The sequence below is a fragment of the Streptomyces griseofuscus genome, from assembly GCF_014673495.1.
Taxonomy (GTDB): domain Bacteria; phylum Actinomycetota; class Actinomycetes; order Streptomycetales; family Streptomycetaceae; genus Streptomyces; species Streptomyces murinus.
This window is the reverse complement of the sequence record NZ_CP051006.1, coordinates 614766-637036: the sequence shown is the minus strand read 5'-3', so window position 1 is coordinate 637036 and position 22271 is coordinate 614766. Positions and strand designations below refer to the sequence as shown.

The window sequence follows — 22271 nt, the reverse complement described above, 5'->3', positions numbered from 1 at the left end:
ATCCGTGCGACTGTTGAGCAGAGCGGGCGGCGCCATGGCCGCGACCGTCGCCCTCGTCCTGGGCGCCGCCACCGCGTCCCCGGCGTCCGCCGCCCCCGCCTACACCGTCACCGTGGGCAGCCCGGTGCCCTTCCCGTACCCCACGGACACCCCCGCGAGCCCCTTCCTCGACCGGGACGGCACCTTCCACTACCAGCAGTCCGCCGCCCTGTACGGCGCGAACGACCCCCGCAGCTGGGACTTCTACACCGGAACCGACTTCGACACCGCCGTCTTCGACAGCGCGCTGAGCACCGCGGTGAACCCGGCCGACCCCGCCGACCGCAACGACGACACCACCGCGCGCTGCGACAACAGCCCCACCGGCCGCGAGGCGAGCGACCCCCCGGCCGGATCGGGCTACTCCCAGAAGAACTACTGCGACCTGTCCGGCGTGTGGGTCGACCCCGACACCGGCGACTGGTACGGCCTGGTCCACAACGAGTTCACGCCCCAACCCTTCGGTGACGGGCTGCACTTCGACGCCATCGACTACGCCGTCTCCACCGACCGGGGCCGCACCTGGACCATCCAGGACCATGTCATCACGTCCCCGTTCAGCACCGTGCGCGGGGACACGGCCGCCTTCCCGAACCAGACGTACGACTACGGCGACGGCGACCAGCGCCTGTTCGTGGACACCGCCTCCGGCTACTTCTACGTCTATTACGGCTCCCGGATCGTGGACAAGAAGGGCGGCTGGAAGGCCTTCTACGAGCATGTCGCCCGCGCCCCGATCGCCCAGCGGATGGCCCCCGGCTCCTGGCGCAAGTGGTACGACGGCGCCTGGTCCCAGCCCGGCACCGGCGGCAAGGAGAGCAACATCGTCCCCGTCGACGCCGGCCACCCCACCGGTCACACCCCCGCGGCCGCCGAGTACGACCCGGCGAACACCGGCACCACGGCCGAGCAGATCGCGGCCGGTAGAACGCCCCCGACCTCCCCGCTGTTCGTGATGAACATCGCCTACGACGCCTACCTCGGGCTGTACATCGGCGAACCGCAGGCCGTCGACCAGAGCGGGAACGCGCCGCAGTACCTCTACGCCACCGACGACCTCGCCACCCAGAAATGGCATCTGATCGGCGACACCGGCGGCTACACGACCGCCTCCTGGTACCGCTGGTTCCTCGACGGCGCGAACCGCACCAGCTCCTCGATAGTGGGCCGGACCTTCCGCTCGTACTGCTCCTTCGGCTGCGCGCACGGCGCCGACGGCGAGTACGTCGACCTCACCCTCGACTCCGCCACCCCCGCGGCCCCGCCCGTGGCCACCGGGCACCGCTACCGGATCGCCGCGGGCACCGGCCGTGTCCTCGCCCAGAACCCCGGCGCCGCCACCACCACCGCGGCCCGGCCCACCCCCGCGGCCCGCGCCACCTGGACCTTCCGGCCCACCGGCGACGGCGCCTACACCGTGACCAACTCCGCCACCGGCGCCCTGCTCGGCGTCGACTCCACCAGGACCCGGGACCGCGCCTGGGGCACCGTGCCGACCGTCACCCCGCGGCGCGGGAAGAGCCCGGCCGTCGGACAGCAGTGGTTCCTGATCCCGGACGCCTCCCCGGACGGCACCTTCCACCTCGTCAACCGCTACAGCGGCCTGGTCCTCGGCCTGTCCGCCGATCCCGGCCGCGGCGCGGAGACCGTCCCGGTGCGCACCTGGACCGACACCACCCACAGCGCCGTCGGACGTGGCCGCACCGCCGCCGAGCAGACCCTCACGCTCACCCCGGCACGGGGCTGAACTCCTCCGACTCCGCTGTGAGTTGTGCGTAGGCTGCGCCCATGACGCTCACCGAGCGGGAATCCGACGCCCGCCTGGCCGTGACCGCGGCCCGGGCGGGCGCCGCCGTCGTACGCGACCTGTACGGCGGCCGGCTCGCACGCCATGAGAAGGGCGCCGGTGACTTCGCCACCGAGGCGGACCTCGCCGCCGAGCGGGCGATCCTGGACGTACTGCGCGCCGGCCGCCCGGACGATGCCGTCACCGGCGAGGAGAGCGGCCCCCGCGGCGGCGCCGGGGCCCGGCGCCGCTGGCTGGTCGACCCCCTGTGCGGCACCCTCAACTACGCGGTGCGGACCAGGCTCGTCGGCGTCAACGTCGCCCTTCGGGTGGACGGCGAGACCACCGCGGCGGCCACCGCCGACCCGTTCACCGGCGAGGTCTTCTGGACCGACGGCACCCGGGCCCGGCTGAGCACCGGCGACGGCGACAGAGACGATGACGGCGACGGTGAGGAGAAGCTGACGCCCTCCGCCGCCTCGGCACTGGTGGACGTCAATCTCGACCCGCCCTTTCCCAACGCCCCCGGATTCCGGGCCCCTTCGCTGCTCGCCGACCCCGGCACCCACACCGCACTCCTCGCGATGGTCCGGCGGCAGGCGCAAAAACGGGCTTGACGCGGCGCCCTGAGCGGAACGCGCGGAAACGTTCGGCTTCCGAAGGCTTGTGCGGCATCCGTCTCGCCACTTAAATCAAAACGTGAACTAAGTAGTGAGCGATCGATGTTCACCCACCTGTATTCAGGGAGCCGCATATGAGATTCCGATCCGCGGGTGTCGCGCTGGCCGCCATGGCCGCGCTGATCACCCTGCCCCTCGGCCACGGCCGGGCCGTCGCGGCCGAGGCGCCGTTGTCCCAGGGAAAGACGGCCACCGCGTCCTCCGAGGAGAACTACGGCACCACCGCGGCCGACGCCGTGGACGGCGACACGGGGACCCGCTGGTCCTCCGCCACCACCGACGACCAGTGGCTCCAGGTCGACCTGGGCGCCACCGCCTCCGTCACCCGCGTCGTCCTCGACTGGGAGGCCGCGTACGCGAAGGACTACAAGGTCCAGATATCGAAGGACGCCGTCAACTGGACCGATCTGAAGTCGGTCACCGGCTCGGACGGCGGCAATGACACCCTCGACGTCTCCGGCCAGGGGCGCTACGTCCGCATGCTCGGTGTGCACCGCGCCACCCAATGGGGCTACTCCCTGTGGGAGTTCCAGGTGTACGGCAGCACCGACACCGCACAGCCCAGCTGCGGCACGGCGAACGCCGCCCAGGGCAGGCCCGCCACCGCCTCCTCCACCGAGAACGCCGGCACCCCCGCCTCCGCCGCCTTCGACGGCAACGCCGGCACCCGCTGGTCCAGCCAGGCGTCCGACCCGCAGTGGGTCCAGGTCGACCTCGGCTCGGTGCAGGACCTGTGCAAGGTGGACCTGAACTGGGAGACCGCCTACGGCAAGAACTTCCAGATCCAGACCTCCACCGACGGCCAGAACTGGAGCACCCTCAAGAGCGTCACCGGCGCCACCGGCGGCACGGCGTCCTACGACGTCAGCGGCTCCGGCCGGTACGTCCGCGTCTACGGCACCGCCCGCGGCACCGGCTACGGCTACTCCCTGTGGGAGGTCGCCGTGCACACCGGCACCACCGGCACCCCGCCCGTGCAGGGCGGCGGCGACCTCGGGCCCAACGTCATCGTCGTCGACCCCTCCACACCGAACCTCCAGCAGAAGTTCGACGACGTCTTCGCCCAGCAGGAATCCGCCCAGTTCGGCAGCGGCCGCTACCAGTTCCTGCTCAAGCCCGGCACCTACAACAACATCAACGCCCAGATCGGCTTCTACACCTCGATCTCGGGACTCGGCCTCAACCCCGACGACACCCAGATCAACGGTGATGTCACCGTGGACGCGGGCTGGTTCAACGGCAACGCCACCCAGAACTTCTGGCGTTCGGCCGAGAACCTCGCCATCAAGCCGTCCAACGGGGACGACCGCTGGGCCGTCGCCCAGGCCGCGCCCTTCCGCCGTATCCATGTCGAGGGCGGCCTCAACCTCGCCCCGAACGGCTACGGTTGGGCCTCCGGCGGCTACATCGCCGACTCGAAGATCGACGGTACCGTCGGCCCGTACTCCCAGCAGCAGTGGTACACCCGCGACAGCTCGGTCGGCGGCTGGACCAACGGCGTGTGGAACATGACCTTCTCCGGCGTCCAGGGCGCGCCCGCCACCAACTTCGACAGCGGCCCGTACACCACGCTGGACAACACGCCCGTCTCCCGCGAGAAGCCGTTCCTGTACCTGGACGGCTCCACGTACAAGGTGTTCGTCCCGTCCAAGCGCACCAACGCCCGCGGTGTCTCCTGGCCGAACACGCCGGGCACCTCCCTCCCGCTCGACCAGTTCTACGTCGTCAAGCCGGGCGCGACCGCGGCCACCATCAACGCGGCCCTCGCCCAGGGCCTCAACCTCCTGTTCACCCCGGGCGTCTACCACCTCGACCAGACGATCAATGTGACCCGCGCGAACACCGTGGTCCTCGGCCTCGGGCTCGCCACCCTGGTCCCGGACAACGGGGTCGACGCCATGCACGTCTCCGACGTCGACGGGGTCAAGCTGGCCGGGCTGCTGATCGACGCCGGATCCGTCAACTCCGACACCCTGCTGCGCATCGGCGACCCGGGTGCGAGCGCCGACCACTCCGCGAACCCGACCACCGTGCAGGACGTGTTCTTCCGCATCGGCGGCGCGGGCCCCGGTCTCGCCACCAACTCGCTGGTGGTCAACAGTGACGACACGATCATCGACCACACCTGGATCTGGCGCGCCGACCACGGCAGCGGCGTCGGCTGGACCACCAACCGCGCCGACTACGGCCTGCGGGTCAACGGCGACGACGTCCTCGCCACCGGCCTGTTCGTCGAACACTTCAACAAGTACGACGTCTACTGGAGCGGAGAGCGCGGCCGGACCATCTTCTTCCAGAACGAGAAGGCGTACGACGCCCCGAACGCCGCCGCCGTCACCCATGACGGCATCACCGGCTACGCGGCCTACAAGGTCGACGACTCGGTCACCACGCACGAGGCCTGGGGGCTGGGCAGCTACTGCAACTACACGGCCGACCCCTCGATCGTGCAGGCCCACGGCTTCCAGGTGCCGACGGGATCCGGCATCAAACTGCACGACCTCCTGGTGATCTCCCTCGGCGGCAACGGCCAGTACGCCCACGTCGTCAACAACACCGGACCCGCCACCTCGGGAACCAGCACCGTCCCCTCCAAGGTGACGTCCTTCCCCTGAGCCGGTTCACCCCGGGGCCGTACCTCACCGGTCCGGCCCCGGGGCCCGGCTCGGACCGCTGCCGGATCAGTTCCTCCCTCACCTACGCATGACGAGGAAACCGAGAAGGTCCTCGTGGCATGGCCGCGCACCCAGGTGGCGCACACCGGCTCGACCGGACGAGACGGTCAGCCCCGGCCCACCCCGCCACCCGTACCACCGACCGGGTCCTGCCGGCCGTGTCCCGAACTGCGCGGACCCCGGGCACCCCCTAGGGTGTCGTATGCGGGCGGCCGGGTGCTGCCCCTTCCCGGGTCAAGAAGCCGGCCCCTGACGAACACGCCCTCGGCGAGGGGCACTTGACCCTGCCCGAGCGGTCTCCGGGTCCGGACCAGCGCGTCCGGCGGGCCAGCTGCCCCGGCAACTCGACGGGAGACGGCCCGACTTCACCCCGGCCGGGAGATCCCCCCATTCCCGGTTCCGGACGCCCCGGCCCGGGGACCTCGGTACCCGGCCCGGCGACCCCTTTTCCGCATGTCCGGGCCGAATCGTTCGGCCGACCGCGCCTCGCCATCCCGGACCAGCCCCGTGATCAGCGAAGGAATAGAACTGATGAGCGAGAAGAATCCCCTGAAGCGAGCGGCGGACGCCCTGAGGGGCGGGGCCGAGGGACCGGAGGAGGGCATCCCCGGCAAGCCGGGAACCGGGTCGCCGCCGGTCGCCGAGCCGGTCGAGCCCCGTGATCCCCCGCCCCCCAAGCCCGACCAGACCGGCCCGGACACCGTCTCGCCGACCGGCCAGCCCACCGGCGCCGACCAGGCTCGCATGGCCCAGAGCGGCAGCTGTCTCACCAACGCCCAGGGCACCCGCCTGCCGGACACGGACCATTCCCTGAAGGCGGGGCCCCGGGGCCCGGTCCTCCTCCAGGACCACCATCTGCGCGAGAAGGTGATGCACTTCGACCACGAGCGCATCCCGGAGCGGGTGGTGCACGCCCGCGGCTCCGGCGCCCACGGTGTCTTCCGCAGCTACGGCACGGCGGCCGGGGTCACCAAGGCGGCCTTTCTCGCCGAGGACGTCGAGACACCGGTGTTCGTGCGCTTCTCCACGGTCCTCGGCTCCCGCGGCTCCGCCGACACCGTCCGTGACACCCGCGGGTTCGCCACGAAGTTCTACACCAGCGAGGGCGTCTTCGACCTGGTCGGAAACAACATCCCGGTCTTCTTCATCCAGGACGCGATCAAGTTCCCCGACGTCATCCACGCGGGCAAGCCGCACCCCGACCGGGAGATCCCGCAGGCACAGAGCGCCCACGACACCTTCTGGGACTTCGTCACCCTGCACACCGAGGCCACCCACCACACCCTGTGGAACATGTCCGATCGGGGCATCCCGCGCTCGCTGCGCACCATGGAGGGCTTCGGCATCCACACCTTCCGCCTGGTGAACGCGGCCGGCGAGACCACGTTGGTGAAGTTCCACTGGAAGCCGAAGCTGGGCGTGCACTCCCTGGTGTGGGAAGAGGCGCAGATCATCAGCGGTGTGGACCCCGACTTCCACCGCCGGGACCTCGCCGACGCGATCGAGGCGGGCGCCTACCCCGAATGGGAGTTCGGCATCCAGACCTTCCCCGACACCCCCGACCAGACCTTCGAGGGCATCGACCTGCTGGACCCGACGAACATCGTCCCCGAGGAACTGGCCCCGGTGCAGCCGATCGGGCTGCTCACCCTCGACCGCAATCCCACGAACTTCTTCGCCGAGACCGAGCAGGTCGCCTTCCACGTCGGCCACCTCGTACCCGGCATCGACGTCACCGACGATCCGCTGCTGGCCGGACGGCTCTTCTCCTACCTGGACACGCAGATCACCCGCCTGGGCGGCCCCAACTTCCCGCAGATCCCGATCAACCGGCCGCACGCACCCGTCAACGACATGCTGCGCGACGGCCTCCACCAGACCGCCGTGCACCGAGGGGTCGCCCCCTACCGCCCCAACTCCCTCGACGGCGGCTGCCCGTTCACCGCGGGCGCGGACATGGGCGGCTATGTCGAGGCGCCGGTACGGGTACCGGAGGCGACCAAGGTCCGCGAGGCGCCGGAATCGTTCGCCGACCACTTCAGCCAGCCACGCCGGTTCTGGCTCAGCATGAGCCCGGTGGAGCGCGAGCACATCATCGGTGCCTACACCTTCGAGCTCGGCAAGTGCTACGAACAGGCCATCCGCGAGCGGGCGTTGCAGGTCCTCGCGAACGTCGACCCGGAGCTGTGCGCGGGTGTCGCCGCCGGGCTCGGCCTGGCCGCCCCCGAGCCCACCGAGCCGCTCGCGGACGTCGCGCCCAGCCCCGCGCTGTCCCAGGTCGGCCACACCTGGCCCACCGACGGGCGGATCATCGGCATCATCACCGGAGAGGACGGCGACCTCGACGGTGTGGCGGCCGCACGGCAGGCGGTGCTGGACGGCGGGATGGTCCCCCTCGTCATCGCGCCCAAGGGCGGCAAGCTCGGTTCCGGCGGCGGCGCCCTGACCGTGCAGCGCACCTACGCCACCGCGCGCTCCGTGGAGTTCGACGCCCTGCTGGTGGCGGGCGTCCCGGGCGTCGGTGAGGACGCGTACGGCGCCCGCGACGCCAAGGCCGGTCTGCCCTCGGTCTCTCCCACGGCCGACCCCCGGGTGGGGCTGCTGCTGGCGGAGGCCTACCGGCACGGCAAGGCCCTCGGTGCCACCAAGGGCGGCCGGGAGTCACTGGAGGCGGCCGGCATCCCGCTCGACGCCCCCGGGGTGATCGTCGACGACGACGCCACCACCGTGCTCCGGCAACTCGTCCAGTCGCTGGGCACGCACCGGGTCTGGGAGCGCTTCCCGTCCGCCGCCTGAGCACACCGGTCCGACCCGGGGTGGTTCCCTCCGAAGGGGGCCACCCCGTCGGCGTATCCGGAGAGGCGAACCCCATGAGGACCGGGTGTGATGGTGCTGTCCCTACCTTTCGACCAGTAAGGCAGATACATGCGCATCCGCAGCATCGCCACAACGGCCGTACTCGCAGGCGTCTTTGCGCTGGGCGGCACCGCCAGCGCCTTCGCGGCCGACCCCGACCCGACGACCGGCACGGCCGTGGGCAGCCCGGGTGTCCTGTCCGGGGACGTCATCCAGGTCCCGATCCACATCCCCGTCAACGTCTGCGGTGACAGCATCGACATCATCGGGCTGCTGAACCCGGCCGCCGGGAACACCTGCGTCAACGACTGACCGCACGCCCGTGCGCCGGTTCCCCGCCCGGGGAACCGGCGCACGGGCGCGTCAGGCGGCGGTACGACAGAGCAACAGACAGATGTCGTCGTCGTGTTCGGAGTCCCGCAGCATCGGCTTGAGCAGCGCGTCGGCCGCCGCGTCCAGCCGCTCCAGCTCCGCCGCGCCGAGCGTGCCCAGCGCGTCGGCCAGCCGCTCTATACCCGCGTCGATCCCCGCGGACCGGCGCTCCACCAGGCCGTCCGTGTAGAGCGCGAGCGTGGCACCAGGCGGCAACTCCTCGTGATGCTCCTCGTATTCGTGGGGCACCGGAACCCCGAGCATGATCCCCGGCTTGGCGTCCAGCACCCGCACCTCGCCCCCGGGGCCGCGCACCAGCGCGGGCGGATGACCGGCCGCCGCCCACACCACACCCGGCTCACCCGGCGTGAACCGGGCGATGGCACAGGTCGCGTACAGCTCCGGCTGCTGATGGCGCAGCATCCGGTGCAGCAGGGTGAGGATGCGCGCGGGCCCGTTGCCCTCGACGGCGTAGGCGCGCAGCGCGGTACGCAACTGGCCCATGATCACCGCGGCCCGCAGCCCGTGCCCGGTGACGTCCCCGATCACCGCCAGCACACTGCCGTCGGGCCCGGGGAACGCGTCGTACCAGTCGCCGCCGATGTTCAGGCCGTGCGTGGCCGGCAGATAGCGCGCCGCCAGCGCGAGCCCCGGGGTGTCCGGCAACTCGGTGAGCTGGGCGCGCTGGAGGGCCTCGGCGACGTCCCGGTGCTGCTCGTACTGGCGGGCGTTGTCCAGCGCGATGCCCGCCCGCCTGGCCAGCTCCAGCAGCATCACGGCGGTGTCCGGTGCGAACCGCTCGCCGGGCGCCGACAAGGTCAGCACGCCCTGCACGGTGCGCGCGCCGAGCGGCAGGCACAGCAGCGGCCGGTCGGGGGAGAGCACGGAGGCCGGCAGATCGTCCACGCCGGGGAGTCCGCCGGGCCGCGGCGCCGCGTGCTGGGGGCGCCCGGTGCGGGCCGCCGTCACCGCGGCCGCGGGCCGTTCGGCGGGCGGGGTCCGCTCGTCGTCCACCAGCCATACGTCCACGTGCCGGGCGTACTCCGGCACCAGCAGCTTGGGGAGCCGGCGCAGGATGTCCTCGTGGTCCAGGGAGGCGTTGAGGGAGGCGCTGGCGTCGGCGAGGAAGGTCAGCAGCCGGCGGGCGTTCTCCGCCTCGGCGCGGGCCGCCCGCTCGGCGTCCAGCAGCTCCCGCTGCGCCAGCGCGGCCGCCTCCAGTTCGGCGTGCAGCGCGAGCACGCCCTGGTTGGTCTGGTGCAACTCCTCCCGGTGGAACCGGACCAGTTCCTCCGCCTCGTCCAGACCCGCCAGTACGACGGCGGTGTCCTCGCCCGCGCCGAGCAGCGCCTCGGCGAGGTCGGCCTCGGCCAGGTCGTCGGGCCGGGGCAGCGGCCGGGGCAGGGGAGAAGGGCAGGCCAGCGTGTGCCGCCAGGGCTCGGCGCCGTCCAGGGCGAGGTGCAGGTCCTCGTCGGCGGTCACGGCCAGCCGTTGCCGCCGCCCCTCCCGGCAGGGGCGCAGCATGGCGGTCAGCACGGCCAGGAAACGGGCGCGGTCCCGGGCCGGCACCCCCGCGTCCGCCGTGAGCCGCGCCAGCAGCGCACGGGCCCGGGCCGCGTCGACGGGGCCGGTCAGGGTCCAGGTGTCGGAGGTCGTGGTCATGGGTGCCGGTCCTGGGCCAGTACGGCGACGCTGGTGTCGTCGCGCGGGGGGCGGGCGGAGCTGCCCGCGTCCCGCAGGACGGTCGCGGCCAGCACCGACGGATCGTGGGCGAGCAGCCGGGGGTCCTCGGGCGGGGACCAGCGGCTGGGCAGCCCGTCACTGTGCAGCACGAGCAGACTGTCGCGGTGCCACGCCGCCCGGCGCAAGGGGACGTGCGCCGGGAAGTACGCCCCGACGATCCCCGGATGCGACACCAGCGACGTCCACCCGTCCGAGGTACGCAGCCGGGCCCCTATGTTGCCGACCCCGGCGAAGCCGAGTTCCCCCTTCACCGTGTCCACCTGGGCGACGGCGATCGCGGCCCCCCGGGTGGGGCGCAGGGCGGTGTGCAGCCGCCGCAGGATCTCCTGGGGCGGCGACTGCGCGGCGCGCCGCAGCTCCGTGACCGCCGCGCCGGACGCGTGCCCGGCCTTGGGCCCGTGCCCGAGCCCGTCCGCGAGCAGCAGGGTCACCAGCCCCTCGTGGCGCACGCACTCCCAGGCGTCACCGGAGTGCTCGGCGCGGTCGAGCGAGACGACGATGCCGCCGGCCGCGGGTCCTTCCAAGGCCCGGTTGCCCCGCGCGCGTTCCGCGTCGATCCGCGCCGTCGCCGCCGTGCCCCGGCCCGGGGCGCCGTACAGCTGGAAGGCGTCGGCGTTGCGCAGACAGCTGCCGAGGCCCGCGCCGAGGGAGGGCTCGGCGGTGGTGCAGCCGTCGCGCAGGGCCGCGGTGACATCGGCGATGCCCGGCCCGTGGTCCAGCGTGAACAGCCGTACCGAGGTACCTGTACCGGACGGCGGTGTCACCAGGTTGACCACCAGGGTGCCGCCGCCCGCGTGCCGGAGCAGATTGGTGGCCAGCTCGGTGGCCACCAGCTCCCCGGCCGCCGTGCGCTCCGGCCCGAGGCCCGCCTGACCGCACGCCTCGCGGACCGCCGTACGGGCGTCCCGGACGCGGGTGGAGTCGTGCACCGGGATCTCCCAGACGCGGCTCATCCCAGCCCCGATCGCGAAGCGGGCACCTGGGTCACCCAGGCGACGGCCGTGACGGTCGTGCCCCGGCCCGGCTCGGTCTCCACGCTGAACTCCTGCACCAGCCGCCTGGCACCGCTGAGCCCGAGCCCGAGACCGCCGCCCGAGGTGTAACCGTCGGTCATGGCCAGCTCCAGATCGCGGATGCCGGGGCCGCTGTCGACGAAGCTCATCCGCAGGCCGCGGGCGTGGCCGTTGTCCAGCGGGGTGATCTCCGCGTGCCCGCCACCGCCGTGCACCAGGGTGTTGCGGGCCAGCTCGCTCGCCGCCGTGACCAGCTTCGTCTGCTGCACCAGACCGAATCCGAGGGCCGCCGCGCACTGCCGCACCTGCTGCCGCACCCAGGCCAGATCCGCGTCCGAACCGACGGGCACGGTGGTTGCGGACGCCTGGCCGGACGGCTGCATCATCTCCCCCTCTGGGACAGCACTTCCATGGCCCGGTCGACGTCCAGCGCGGTGGTCAGACCGGGCAGCACCAGCCCCAGTTCGACCAGGGTGATCGCGACGGCGGGTCGCATCCCGGCGAGGACCGTACGGGCGGCGAGCAGCCGGGCGGTGGACGCGATCTCCGCGAGCACCCGGCCGAGGAAGGAGTCAACGATGTCCACTCCGGAGATGTCGATGACCACTCCGCTCACGCCGGTGGTGGCGATGCGGTGGCTGAGATCCTGCTGCAACTGCTCGGCGAGGCCGTCGTGCAGTTCGCCCTGGAGCGAGACGAGCAGTATGTCGCCCAGGGCGAGTACCGGCACCGGGGCCGGATGGACGGGGACGGGTTCGTTCACCGGGCGTTCGTACCCGTCTGCGCACGGGAGACCTCGATGCCCTGCCGGCTCAGCGCGTAGGCGAGCGCGTCGGCGAGCGAGGCCCGGGTGAGCACCGAGCCCAGATCGATGCCGAGCTGCACGATGGTCTGCGCGATGGCCGGCCGGATACCGGAGACGATGCACTCGGCCCCCATCAGCCGCGCCGCGGCCACCGTCTTCATCAGGTGCTGAGCCACCAGCGAGTCCACGGTGGGCACACCGGTGATGTCCAGGATGGCGTACCGGGCGCGCTGCTCGACGATGGCCTCCAGCAGCGACTCCATCACGACCTGGCTGCGGGCGCTGTCCAGCGTCCCGATCAGCGGGACGGCGACGGTGTGCTCCCACAGCTTGATGACAGGGGTGGCCACTTCGAGCAACTGCTGGCGCTGCCGCTCGATCATCTCCGCGCCCGCGTCCAGGGCGGTCTCCAGCACGACCAGGCGCAGGGTGCCCAGCAGCAGGGTCAGCGTCAGCACGCATTCCTGGGCCTGTGGGGCGGTCGGGTCGGCGAACTCCTCGCGCAGCAGATCCACGGTGGGCGTGCGTAGCGCCGCCACCTCGTCGGCGATCCCGGCCGGCGTCGCACCGGCGCGGGCCCGGTTCTGGGTCATCCGGCCCAGCTGCTCGCGCACCGGTTCGTACCCGGGTGCGGTGGTGTCCTCCAGGCGCCCGCTGACAGCCACGTCGGACAGGGCGTCCACGACCGCCTTGCTGGCCTCGACCGCCTCGTCCCGGGAGACCGTGAACACCGACCTGAACAGGGATGCGTCCGCCCATCGCTGGGCGATCTGCTCGCGGCGTCGCTCCAGGAACGAACCCACCAATTGCGGCGCCGATGCTGTCGCGTCCTGGTCGTGTGGCACTGTCGAATTCTCCTCTCGCCCACCCGGGAGCCGCCGGTCGGCAGCTGATCTTCACCGTTCCGGCACCCTAGCCCGCGCCGTCCGGCCGGGCCAACCCGGGAAGCCCGCTGACGTGCCAACTCCCGGTGTCTCACGATGAGTTCACACCAACAGCCGACCCGGCGACGACCGTCCCGGGGGCGGCCCCGCTCCGGTTTCGGCGCGGGTGCCGGGTGGCCGTCTACCCCGGATCGCGCGCGAGTCTCCCGACTGTTGCGAAGGTCACCCTCGCGGGTGCACGTCCCGGGCGCCGTTGACCGGCCGGCGGAACGGGGCCGTCCACAGGAACGGCTCCCCGAAGAGCGCGGAGTCCGGTGGCTGGGACCGCATGGCGCGCAGTTCGATCTCCTCCAGCCCGGCGAAGACATGGCGCAGCGCCTCGGGCGTGTAGGCGAGCCCGCCGCCCAGGCTTCCCGCGCGGTAGAGGTCCGCGTCCGAGAGCTCCGAGCCCATCCGCCCCGCGGCGAAACAGGCGAGCGAGAAGTACCCGCCGGGCGCCAGGAGGCGGTCCAGCAGGGCGAGATGGCTGATCCGGCGGTGCGGCGGCAGATGGTGGAAGCAGCCCGAGTCATGGATCAGCCGGTACGGGCCGCGCAGGCTGTCCGCCGCGAGCGCGAACACATCACCGCGCAGAAAACGGACATCCAGGCCCGCCGCCCGGGCCCGCTCCTCGGCCAGGGCGAGCGCGGCGGGGGACAGATCGACGGCGTCCACCTCGAAGCCGCGCTCGGCGAGCAGCAGCGCGTTGCGGCCGAGCCCGCAGCCGAGGTCCAGCGCCCGCCCTCGCGGGACGAGCCCCCGGTCCAGATAGGACACGAGGTTCTCGTCCGGCTTCGCCGCGAAGAACGGTACGGGTCTGTCCCGGTCCGCATAGAAATCGTCCCACCATCCGGCCGCCCCACCGGTCCAACGGTCACCCCCCGACGCGAACAGCCCGTCCAGGAGTCGCAGTACGTCCTCCACCGTGCGGATGCTCCGGTCCATCCGGCCCTCCCTCCGATGCGGAGAACCTAGGGACGTACGGGGCTTCGCACCAGGTCACGGGGTGCGGACCGGGGGCGTTGACGGATACGTGAGGGCGTAGCGGAGGGCCGGGCGAGGGCTTTCACCGGACCTGGCCACTTGCCGATCCACGCCCCCACCCGGCCCCCTGGGAAGGCTTCTGAGCGCCGACCGGAAGGCACTTATTTCGGTTGTCTGCGGTCGGCCTGCTTTCTTCCCCCGCCCCTCCTCACTCCGATGGGCCCGCGGGGGCCTCGCGTCGGGCCGGAACGGGCTCGGGCTGCGGCTGCTGCTTCGCCGCGGACCGCCGACGGCGCAACAGCAGCCGTCTGGCCGGGCACTCGACCGCCTCGTACAGCACCCAGGACAGCCCGAGCGAGACGGCGAACGCGGTGGCGGTGACCCCGAGCCCCGCGAGGACACCGAAGTGGGGCTTGGTACCCAGCAGATTGCTGCTGGCGCGCAGCACCAGCAGATGGATCATGTAGAAGGCGAACGACAGCTCCCCGAGCCGCACCAGGCGCCGGTGCCGCCACAGGGACGGCAGCCCGTTCAGGTCGGCGACGGCCGCCGCCGGGATGAGCAGGGCGAACCCGGTCAGGGTGCAGACCGTGGCGGAGTAGCCGGGGGGGATCTGGGGAACCAGGAAGTAGCCGATGATCGCCAGCGCGAGGGAGGCTTCAAGCCCCGGCCCGCGCCACCGCCCGAGCAGTACCAGCCGGGCGGTCACCGCGCCGAGCACGAACTCGGGCAGCCGGGCGGCGGGGAAGGAGTAGAGCGTGTACGTCCACCAGTGGTGCGCGTCCGACCAGGCCAGCACCAGCACCGAGGCCGCGGACAGGGCGCCCAGCGCGGCCGACGCGCGTGCGCCGAGGCGGCGCAGCAGCAGGATCAGCAGCGGGAAGGAGGCGTAGAAGAACGCCTCGCAGGCGAGCGACCAGCTGACCGGGTTGAGCGTCTGCCACCAGGGGTGCCACCAGGAGTGCAGCAGCAGGACGTTGGCGAGTGCGGGCTTCGGCGTGGGGTTGCCCTGGTGCGCCAGGGTGAGGGCCATCAGCAGGGCCACGGCGAGGGTGACGAGGTGCACCGGATAGATCCGGGCGATGCGCCGCCGCCAGAAGGCGAGGGGTCTGTCACCGGGCCGGGCCGACCAGGTCAGGACGAATCCCGACAATACGAAGAAGAAGGACACTCCGGTGGAACCGGCACCGAATCCCCAGTTGACCAGGTGGCCGCCGGTGCCACCGAAGTAGCCGAAGTTGTTGACGTGCGTTCCGAACACCAGCAGTGCCGCCATCCATCGCAGCCCCGTCAGGGACGGCAGGGAGGGATTGGCGGTGGGCGGAACACGGGCGTTCGTCGTGCCGGTCGGAGCGAGCGGCGTCGTCCGGAGCGCCCGGGTCGTCGCCGTGGTCATCGAATCACCTGCCGCAGAGGGTGGTTGGCGTGGGTAATGAAGGAGACTGCTGCCCGCTTCTCCCCGTTCCATCAGCTCACATGCCGAACATCACACAGATGCCGAACGAGACAACCCCGCACGCGCCACGGAAATCACCCTCGGCTACACCCGTACGAGCGACATGGCCTCAACCGCTTGGCGGTGCGCGGGTCATGGGCCGTGCGAAGGGGGCGCGGTTCCCTGAACCGCGCCCCCTTCGGTCACCCGACATCACCCGACGTCAGTCGGTGTCGTGATGCCCCACTTCGAGGTCCACCACGCGGGAGTTGCCCTCGTCCAGGGTCACGTCCGCGAGGACGGGGCCGTAGCCGGAGGTGACGACGGTGTAGGCGCCCGGGGCCAGGTTCTGGAGGGTGTAGGTGCCGTCCGGGTTCGTCGCGGCGGAGGCGACCACCTCGCCCGAGGAGCTGAGCAGGGTGATCTGCGCGTCCGGGACCGGTTCGCCGGTGTGTTCGTGGCGCACCGTGCCGTTGACGCTGCCCAGGCCCGCCAGGGTGACGTCCGGTACGACGGGACCGGCCTCGGCGTCGAGTTGCACGGCCCGCGGATGGTGCCCGGTGGCCGAGACGACCAGGGTGTACGACGAGGGTTCCCGCGTCGTCAGTTCGTACGTGCCGTCCGCACCGGTACTGGCGAGCGCCCGCTGCCGTCCGGAGCGGTCGACCAGGGTGAGGGACGCCCGTGCGATGGGCCGGCCGGCGCTGTCGTGGACCCGGCCGCGCAGCACCCCGGTGGAGGGGGCGGAGGTGGTCGTCGGCGCCGTGGTGGCCGGATGTGAGTCCGGTGCGGGCGACGGCGAGCCCGCGGCCACCGTCTCCGTGCGGCGGCCGCGGATCAGCGACGCGCCCACCGCGGCCAGCGACATCGCGATGGCCAGGGAGAACACCACGACCAGGCCGTCATGGAAGGGCTGCGAGATCAGATGGGGGAAGAACTCGCGGCCGGTGAGATGCGCCGCGGCGGACGGGGACAGATGGCCGAGGATGTCCGGACCGAGCAGGTGCTGGATGGGGTTGTAACCGAGGAACGCGGCGAACAGGACGCCGACCGGCGGGAGTTGGGACACCGTGTGCGCGGCGCCCGCGGGCACGCCCTGGGCGGTCAGGCCGGTGGTGAGGGTGTCGGGGAGGGTCCCGGCGAGACCCGCGACCATGAGCGAGAAGAACACGCCCATGGAGAGCACCATGCCCGCGTTCTGGAAGGTGGCGCGCATGCCGGAGGCCGCGCCGCGGGCGTCGGCCGGCACGCTGGACATGATGATCGCCGTGTTGGGAGCGGCGAACAGACCGCCGCCGAGCCCGTTGAGGAAGATCAGCGCGGCGAACACCCAGTACGAGAAGTCGCTCGGCAGGACCAGCAGCCCGGCGAAGGACACCGCCATCACCAGGAAGCCGCACGCCGCGAACAGCCGCGCCCCGAACTTGTCCGACAGCGCGCCCGACAGCGGCCCGGCGAGCAGGAAGCCGATGGTCAGCGGGAGCATGTAGATGCCCGCCCACAGGGGGGTGTCGGCGTAGTCGTAGCCGTGCAGCGGCAGCCAGATGCCCTGGAGCCAGATGATCAGCATGAACTGGAGGCCGCCCCGGGCGATCGCGCCGAGCAGGGTCGCGGCGTTGCCGCCGGCGAAGGCCGCGTCGCGGAACAGCCTCAGCGGGAACATCGGTTCGGAGACCTTGGCCTCCACGAGGCAGAAGACCACGAGCATCACGGCGCCGCCGATCAGTCCCGCGAGCACCCAGGGGTTGGTCCAGCCCATGGTGTGGCCGCCGTACGGCTGGATGCCGTAGGTGATCCCGGCGAGCAGCGCGGTCAGGCCGATGGCGAAGGTGATGTTGCCCCACCAGTCCATCCGCCCCGGCCGCCGGATGCCGGTCTCGTGCAGCGACTTGTACGCCCACACCGTGCCGATCAGGCCGATGGGCACGTTGACCCAGAAGATCGAGCGCCAGTTCCAGGTGACCAGCACACCGCCGAGCACCAGGCCGAGAAACGAACCGGCGATACCGGCCACCATGTTGACGCCGAGCGCCATGCCGCGCTGCCGCGCCGGGAAGGCGTCGGTGAGGATCGCCGCCGAGTTGGCCATCAGCATCGAACCGCCGATGGCCTGCACGATCCGCCAGCCGATCAGCCACAGCGCGCCGCTGCCGCCGTGGAAGGGGTCGAGCGAGAGGATCACCGAGGTGATCGTGAAGATCAGGAAGCCCGCGTTGTAGATGCGGACCCGGCCCATCATGTCGCCGAGCCTGCCGAGCGCCACGACCAGTACCGCTGTGACGAGCATGTAGCCCATCAGCATCCACAGCAGATAGCTGACGTTGGCGGGCTCCAGCGGGTCCAGACGGATGCCGGTGAAGATGCCGGGCAGTGAGATCAGCACGATCGAGCTGTTGATCGTGGCGATCAGCATGCCCACCGTGGTGTTGGTCAGCGCGACCCACTTGTAACCGGGGTGGTCCGCGCCGATCCATCTGCGTCCGCGGTGCTGCCCGGTCTCGGAGGCGCCGGGTATGCGGTCGGTCTCCTTGGTCGTCATCGGTTGCTCCCGGTGTCAGGCCGTTCGGGCTGGAGGGCGGGCTGGGCGGACTGCGCGGGCTGAGCGCCCTTGGCGGTGCCGGTGAGCATGCGCCGCACGAGCGGGGCGACGACGCGCATGGCCTCGGCGAGCGCGCGCTGATCGTCGTCCGGGAGGCCGGTCATCAGGTCGGCCAGGCGTGCGTCGCGCGACCGCCTGCGGGCGGCGAGCACCTCCCGCCCGGCGTCCGTGACCGCGATCAGCGTCACCCGGCCGTCCACCGCGTCATCGACGCGCATGACCAGGTCCTGGCGTTCCAGCCGCTGCACCAACTGGGTCATGGACGGCTGGGCCACGCCCTCCGCCGCCGCGAGGAGCGTGAGCCGGACCGGGCCCTCCCGTTCCAGCCGCGCCAGGGTGGAGGCCGCGGTGAAACTGAGGTCCCGGTGATCCGTCACGACCCTGATCACGGCCGATGCCGTCTCCGCCAGTGACTGTGCGGTCTGCTGTACGTCCGCATCTCTGTGAGAGTGATCCACACTCTTTAAGTATCACCCGCCTATATAGGAACCCTATGAAAATCTTCGTAAGACTTTCGGGCCGGGCGGGAAATGGGGCCATATGAGTCTGTCGGGGCCCGGACATGGCGGTGCCGGGAGCGGAGGGATCCGTCCCGGCACCGGTGTTTCGGGGGTGGAGCGTGCGAAAAAGCGGTTGCTCAGCTGACCGTGACGTCGAAGACCGGGGACGCCGTGCTGCCGCTGACCACGCGCAGCTCGTTCTTGCCCTTCAGGCCCAGCTCGACGCGCAGCGCGTAGGAGCCGCTGCTGTTGACGGGCGTGGACGCCGGCAGGGCGACCCACTTGCCGTGCTGCTTCTGCTGGAGGGTCACCTTGCTGGCCGCCTTGATGCCGGTGGTCTTGCCGGTGACCCGGAACAGCGTCCAGGCGCGCACCGAGGACACCGAAGCCGTGGCCGTGATGGTGGGCTTCGCGGCCGCGGCCGTACGGGCACCGGCGACAGTCGCGGTGTGGACAGCCGGGGTGGCGGCCATCGCCGTGCCCGCGAGGGCGAGCGAGGTCGCGCCCAGGACGCCGACGACGGCAACGCGCAGGGAACGCCGCTTCGTGACCATCATGAATCTGTCCTTTTCTGTGGTGAGTTCAACTGTTCACGCCAAAGGAGAGGAACATGCCGATTGGCGCGGTCACTTGGAACGACGTCACCACGAGCGCGGGCGTTCACTCACGATTTGTCCCTGTCTTGTAACAGCCGGTCCGGTGTCACTCCCGGGGCCCGATCTCCTTCCCCTCGGCGTCCCGGACGGTGATGGCCTGCATCGGGCAGATGTCGGCCGCGTCCAGGGCGCGTTCGTCGCCCTCCGGGATCTGCTCGCGCACCGGACGCGCATGGTCGCCGTCGAGGACGAACAGGTCCGGCGCGGTCCCGGCGCACATCCCGGAGCCCATGCACTGGCCGGGGTCCACGCTCAGTCGCCAGCTCATCGCCGCCTCACCAGCCCACCGGCATCACGCGGGGCCCGCGCACCAGCATCTCGGTCTTCCAGGTGATGTCACCCGCGAGGCGCAGCCCGGGGAAGCGGGTCACCAACGCCCCGATGGCCTCCTGGAGTTCGAGCCGGGCGAGGGGAGCGCCCAGGCAGTGGTGCACACCGTGGCCAAAACCGAGGTGCGCGTTGCCGCCGCGGGTGAGGTCGAGCGCCCCGGCCTCGGTGAAGCGCAGCGCGTCCCGGTTCGCCGCCCCGATGGCGACCAGCACCGGCTCCCCGGCCCGCACCAGGGTGCCGCCGACCTCGACGTCCTCCTTGGCGTACCGGGCCTGACCCGCCCCGCTGCCCAGCGGGACGAACCGCAGCAACTCCTCGATCGCCTGCGTGATCAGCGCGGGGTCGGCCCGCAGCTGGGCCAGCGCCTGCGGGTGATCGAGCAGGGTGAGCACGAAGTTGGGGATCTGGGTGGCGGTGGTCTCGTGACCGGCCACGAGGATGCCGACGCACAGGTCGACCAGCTCCAGCTCCGACAGCCGGTCGCCGTGGTCGCGCGCCTCGATCAGCGCCGTCATCAGGTCGTCCCGGGGATCGGCGCGATGCGCGGCGATCAACTCGGCCATGTAGGCGCGCAGTTCCTCGCGGTTGCGGTCGAACTCCGCCGCCGTCAGGGAGCTGGTGGACAGGGCCGCGTCGCTCCACACCCGGAACTGGGGGCGGTCCCGCTCCGGGACCCCGAGCAGCCGGCAGATCACCGCCACCGGGATGGGCAGCGCGTAGCGGTCGACCAGGTCGACGGGCGGGCCCGCCGCCTCCATCGCGTCCAGCAGGGATGCCGTCAACTCGCGTACCTGCGGGCGGAGTTTCTCCACCTGGCGCACGGTGAACGCCTTCGCCACCAGCGAGCGCAGCCGGGTGTGGTCGGGCGGGTCCATGCTGAGGATCCCGCTGTCCCGGCGGCCCTCGGAGGCCCGCGGCTCGTCGTGGTCGAGGCTCAGCGCGCGGCTGAAACGCTGGTCTCCGAGGACCAGCCGGGCGTCCGCGTACCGGGTGGCGAGCCAGGCCGGCTCGCCGTACGGCATCCGCACGCGCAGCAGCCCGGGGGTCTCACGGGCGCGCTCGTACGCCTCGGACAGATCCAGGTCCTGGCCGGAGTTGAAGGGGTAGGCGAGGGGTGCGTGGTCGGTTGCCGTCACAGCTGTCTCCCTTGTGTAAGCACACGCTTACAACGCTAGGAGCTGCGCCCGGGGCGCGCAACGACGCGAATCGGCCGTTACTCTGCGGGTCCTTGCAGACGCGCGTCGGGCGCGGGGCGGCGAAGGAGCAGTGGGTGGACGGCGGCGAGTACACGCGGGACCAGCACCGGAGCGCCGGAGCCGCGGCGGGCGGGGAGCCGCAGGGGCGTCCGCGCGATGCCCGGGAGACCCGCGCGCGCATCCTGCGGGCGGCCGGCGCGGTCTTCGCGGAGCGGGGGTACGAGGCGGCCACCGTCCGGGACATCGCCGCCCGCGCCGGGGTGAACCAGGCGCTCATATTCCGCTACTTCGGCTCGAAGCAGGCCCTGCTCACCGAGGTGATGGCGCAGGACGGCAAGGAACAGGTGAGCAGCACGCCCCCGGAGCTGCTGTTCGAGACCGCGCTGCGCGGTGTCCTCGCGGAGGGCGGCGGGGCCGACGCGGACCGGCTGGCGGTCTACCTTCGCTCCATCGGCGGCGCCGACGCCGCGCCGGAGACGGTCCGCGCGCTGGGCGAGGAGTACGCCGCCGCGCTCGCCGCCCTCTCCGAGGCCGAGGACGGCACCCTGCGCGCCCAGCTCGCCATGGCCTGGCTGCTCGGCATCGGCCTGATGCGGGTCGTCGTACGCCAGGAACCCTTGGCGACCGCCGACCCGGACGCGATCTGCACACATGTCCTCACGGCCCTGGACCGGCTGCTTCCGGTGCTCCCGGGCGCCGGGCCGAGACCGGGGGCGGAGAGGGGGGCGGGGGCGGACTCGGGGGCGGGGGAGGAGCGGCCGGGCGTACGTCCGTGAGCGCCGGGTCTACGGTCGTCAGTGCGGCGGTACGACACCGGGCGCGGGCGGAGCCGGGTTCGCGCGGGTCATGCGCCCAGGTCCTCCGTCAGGGGCAGGCACTCGGCGAGCAGGGCGACGACGTCGTGCCAGGCTCGCCGCGCGTGCTGGGGGTGGTAGCCGACGCCGGGGCGCACGATGTGGTCGACCGGCGGGTGGTGGAAGGCGTGCAGGGCGCCGCCGTAGAACGTGAGGCGCCAGTCGACGCCCGCGGCCTGCATCTCCTCGGTGAACGCCTGCCGCTGCGCGGGCGACATGATCGGGTCCTCCGACCCGACCCCGGCCCACACCGGGCAGCGAATGCGCGCCGCCTCGCCCGGCCGGCCCGTGATCAGTCCGTTGACCGTCCCGATCGCGCGCAGGTCGACGCCGTCGCGGCCGAGTTCCAGCCCGATGATGCCCCCGGTGCCGTAGCCGATGGCGGCGATCCGGTCGGGGTCGGTGCGCGGTTCGGCGCGCAGCACGTCGAGCGCCGCATGGCCGATGTCCCGCATCCGGTCGGGATCGGCGAGCAGCGGGGTGCAACGGGCCATCATGTCCTCGGGGTCACCCAGATAGCGGCCGCCGTGAAGGTCGAAGGCCAGCGCCACATATCCCAGCTCGGCGAGAGCATCGGCCCTGCGGCGCTCGACGTCGCTGAGCCCCGTGCCCTCCGGTCCGAGCAGCACCGCGGGCCGGCGGTCGGTACCGGCCGGGAGCGCGAGGTGCCCGACCATCGTCAGACCGTCGGCCGGATATTCGACCGTACGCGTCGTCGTCGTTGTCATGGGCCTGGACACTAGTGACCGTCGAGCCCGGTCCGGCCGGTGTTCCGCCGCCGGCAGAACAGTCCCGGTATCCCCGATACGGCGAGTGCTCGCAGAAACC

Annotated in this window: 18 protein-coding genes and 1 pseudogene; 6 read left to right on the top strand and 13 right to left on the bottom strand. The window is 71.9% G+C overall.

Going from position 1 to position 22271, the window contains the following annotated elements; translation table 11 throughout:
* Window positions 1-4: 4 nt before the first annotated feature.
* From HEP81_RS02810 to HEP81_RS02790, 5 genes and pseudogenes are all read left to right on the top strand, one after another.
* Window positions 5-1786, top strand: coding sequence for an RICIN domain-containing protein (locus HEP81_RS02810; protein ID WP_154821790.1), 1782 nt, complete (start codon window positions 5-7; stop codon window positions 1784-1786).
* 41 nt (window positions 1787-1827) lie between these two features.
* Window positions 1828-2388, top strand: a pseudogene (locus HEP81_RS02805) (inositol monophosphatase family protein); the annotation flags it as partial.
* Window positions 2389-2579: 191 nt separating this feature from the next.
* Complete coding sequence (locus tag HEP81_RS02800; RefSeq protein ID WP_037652685.1) at window positions 2580-5120, top strand: discoidin domain-containing protein; 2541 nt, start codon at window positions 2580-2582, stop codon at window positions 5118-5120.
* 591 nt (window positions 5121-5711) lie between these two features.
* Complete coding sequence (locus HEP81_RS02795; protein WP_037652686.1) at window positions 5712-7976, top strand: catalase; 2265 nt, start codon at window positions 5712-5714, stop codon at window positions 7974-7976.
* A 129-nt stretch (window positions 7977-8105) separates the two neighbouring features.
* On the top strand, window positions 8106-8348 hold the full coding sequence (locus tag HEP81_RS02790) for a chaplin (protein WP_037652688.1): 243 nt from the start codon (window positions 8106-8108) through the stop codon (window positions 8346-8348).
* 51 nt (window positions 8349-8399) lie between these two features.
* On the opposite strand, the gene HEP81_RS02785 is transcribed toward HEP81_RS02790, so the two are convergent.
* From HEP81_RS02785 to HEP81_RS02730, 12 genes are all read right to left on the bottom strand, one after another.
* A complete protein-coding gene (locus HEP81_RS02785; RefSeq protein WP_037652689.1) occupies window positions 8400-10067 on the bottom strand; it encodes a PP2C family protein-serine/threonine phosphatase in 1668 nt (555 codons plus the stop codon).
* A complete protein-coding gene (locus HEP81_RS02780; RefSeq protein ID WP_037652690.1) occupies window positions 10064-11101 on the bottom strand; it encodes an ATP-binding SpoIIE family protein phosphatase in 1038 nt (345 codons plus the stop codon). Before HEP81_RS02780 ends, HEP81_RS02785 begins: the two co-directional genes overlap by 4 nt.
* Complete coding sequence (locus HEP81_RS02775) at window positions 11098-11544, bottom strand: anti-sigma regulatory factor (protein WP_037652692.1); 447 nt, start codon at window positions 11542-11544, stop codon at window positions 11098-11100. The genes HEP81_RS02780 and HEP81_RS02775 overlap by 4 nt, the downstream gene beginning before the upstream one ends.
* A complete protein-coding gene (locus tag HEP81_RS02770; RefSeq protein WP_037652693.1) occupies window positions 11544-11924 on the bottom strand; it encodes an STAS domain-containing protein in 381 nt (126 codons plus the stop codon). The genes HEP81_RS02775 and HEP81_RS02770 overlap by 1 nt, the downstream gene beginning before the upstream one ends.
* Window positions 11921-12811, bottom strand: coding sequence for an STAS domain-containing protein (locus HEP81_RS02765; RefSeq protein ID WP_037652695.1), 891 nt, complete (start codon window positions 12809-12811; stop codon window positions 11921-11923). Before HEP81_RS02765 ends, HEP81_RS02770 begins: the two co-directional genes overlap by 4 nt.
* 261 nt (window positions 12812-13072) lie before the next feature.
* Complete coding sequence (locus tag HEP81_RS02760) at window positions 13073-13834, bottom strand: class I SAM-dependent methyltransferase (protein ID WP_051849965.1); 762 nt, start codon at window positions 13832-13834, stop codon at window positions 13073-13075.
* A gap of 247 nt (window positions 13835-14081) precedes the next feature.
* Entirely contained in the window at window positions 14082-15269 is a 1188-nt protein-coding gene (locus HEP81_RS02755) for an acyltransferase family protein (RefSeq protein ID WP_037652696.1), read from the bottom strand.
* A gap of 262 nt (window positions 15270-15531) precedes the next feature.
* Entirely contained in the window at window positions 15532-17847 is a 2316-nt protein-coding gene (locus HEP81_RS02750; protein WP_078967201.1) for an MFS transporter, read from the bottom strand.
* A complete protein-coding gene (locus tag HEP81_RS02745; protein ID WP_239695693.1) occupies window positions 17844-18284 on the bottom strand; it encodes a MarR family winged helix-turn-helix transcriptional regulator in 441 nt (146 codons plus the stop codon). Before HEP81_RS02745 ends, HEP81_RS02750 begins: the two co-directional genes overlap by 4 nt.
* A gap of 260 nt (window positions 18285-18544) precedes the next feature.
* Window positions 18545-18964 (bottom strand): hypothetical protein, encoded by a 420-nt coding sequence (locus HEP81_RS02740; protein WP_037652700.1) that lies wholly within the window; start codon window positions 18962-18964, stop codon window positions 18545-18547.
* A gap of 145 nt (window positions 18965-19109) precedes the next feature.
* Window positions 19110-19331 carry a ferredoxin gene (locus HEP81_RS02735; protein ID WP_037652702.1) on the bottom strand — a complete coding sequence of 74 codons (222 nt, stop codon included), beginning with the start codon at window positions 19329-19331 and terminating at the stop codon, window positions 19110-19112.
* A gap of 7 nt (window positions 19332-19338) precedes the next feature.
* Complete coding sequence (locus tag HEP81_RS02730; RefSeq protein WP_037652704.1) at window positions 19339-20529, bottom strand: cytochrome P450; 1191 nt, start codon at window positions 20527-20529, stop codon at window positions 19339-19341.
* Window positions 20530-20621: 92 nt separating this feature from the next.
* Here HEP81_RS02730 and HEP81_RS02725 point away from each other — a divergent pair, with 92 nt between their 5' ends.
* On the top strand, window positions 20622-21365 hold the full coding sequence (locus HEP81_RS02725) for a TetR/AcrR family transcriptional regulator (RefSeq protein ID WP_220511687.1): 744 nt from the start codon (window positions 20622-20624) through the stop codon (window positions 21363-21365).
* Window positions 21366-21433: 68 nt separating this feature from the next.
* On the opposite strand, the gene HEP81_RS02720 is transcribed toward HEP81_RS02725, so the two are convergent.
* Window positions 21434-22171, bottom strand: a complete 738-nt coding sequence (locus tag HEP81_RS02720) for a dienelactone hydrolase family protein (protein ID WP_037664361.1) — start codon at window positions 22169-22171, stop codon at window positions 21434-21436.
* Between the last annotated feature and the right edge of the window lie 100 nt (window positions 22172-22271).

What these genes read in the sequence shown, in the direction of transcription:
- HEP81_RS02755 (WP_037652696.1), bottom strand. Translation starts at nt 15,269, where the DNA reads ATGACCACGGCGACGACCCGGGCGCTCCGGACGACGCCGCTCGCTCCG.
- HEP81_RS02785 (WP_037652689.1), bottom strand. Translation starts at nt 10,067, where the DNA reads ATGACCACGACCTCCGACACCTGGACCCTGACCGGCCCCGTCGACGCG.
- HEP81_RS02750 (WP_078967201.1), bottom strand. Translation starts at nt 17,847, where the DNA reads ATGACGACCAAGGAGACCGACCGCATACCCGGCGCCTCCGAGACCGGG.
- HEP81_RS02735 (WP_037652702.1), bottom strand. Translation starts at nt 19,331, where the DNA reads ATGAGCTGGCGACTGAGCGTGGACCCCGGCCAGTGCATGGGCTCCGGG.
- HEP81_RS02740 (WP_037652700.1), bottom strand. Translation starts at nt 18,964, where the DNA reads ATGATGGTCACGAAGCGGCGTTCCCTGCGCGTTGCCGTCGTCGGCGTC.
- HEP81_RS02720 (WP_037664361.1), bottom strand. Translation starts at nt 22,171, where the DNA reads ATGACAACGACGACGACGCGTACGGTCGAATATCCGGCCGACGGTCTG.
- HEP81_RS02795 (WP_037652686.1), top strand. Translation starts at nt 5,712, where the DNA reads ATGAGCGAGAAGAATCCCCTGAAGCGAGCGGCGGACGCCCTGAGGGGC.
- HEP81_RS02790 (WP_037652688.1), top strand. Translation starts at nt 8,106, where the DNA reads ATGCGCATCCGCAGCATCGCCACAACGGCCGTACTCGCAGGCGTCTTT.
- HEP81_RS02780 (WP_037652690.1), bottom strand. Translation starts at nt 11,101, where the DNA reads ATGAGCCGCGTCTGGGAGATCCCGGTGCACGACTCCACCCGCGTCCGG.
- HEP81_RS02800 (WP_037652685.1), top strand. Translation starts at nt 2,580, where the DNA reads ATGAGATTCCGATCCGCGGGTGTCGCGCTGGCCGCCATGGCCGCGCTG.
- HEP81_RS02760 (WP_051849965.1), bottom strand. Translation starts at nt 13,834, where the DNA reads ATGGACCGGAGCATCCGCACGGTGGAGGACGTACTGCGACTCCTGGAC.
- HEP81_RS02775 (WP_037652692.1), bottom strand. Translation starts at nt 11,544, where the DNA reads ATGCAGCCGTCCGGCCAGGCGTCCGCAACCACCGTGCCCGTCGGTTCG.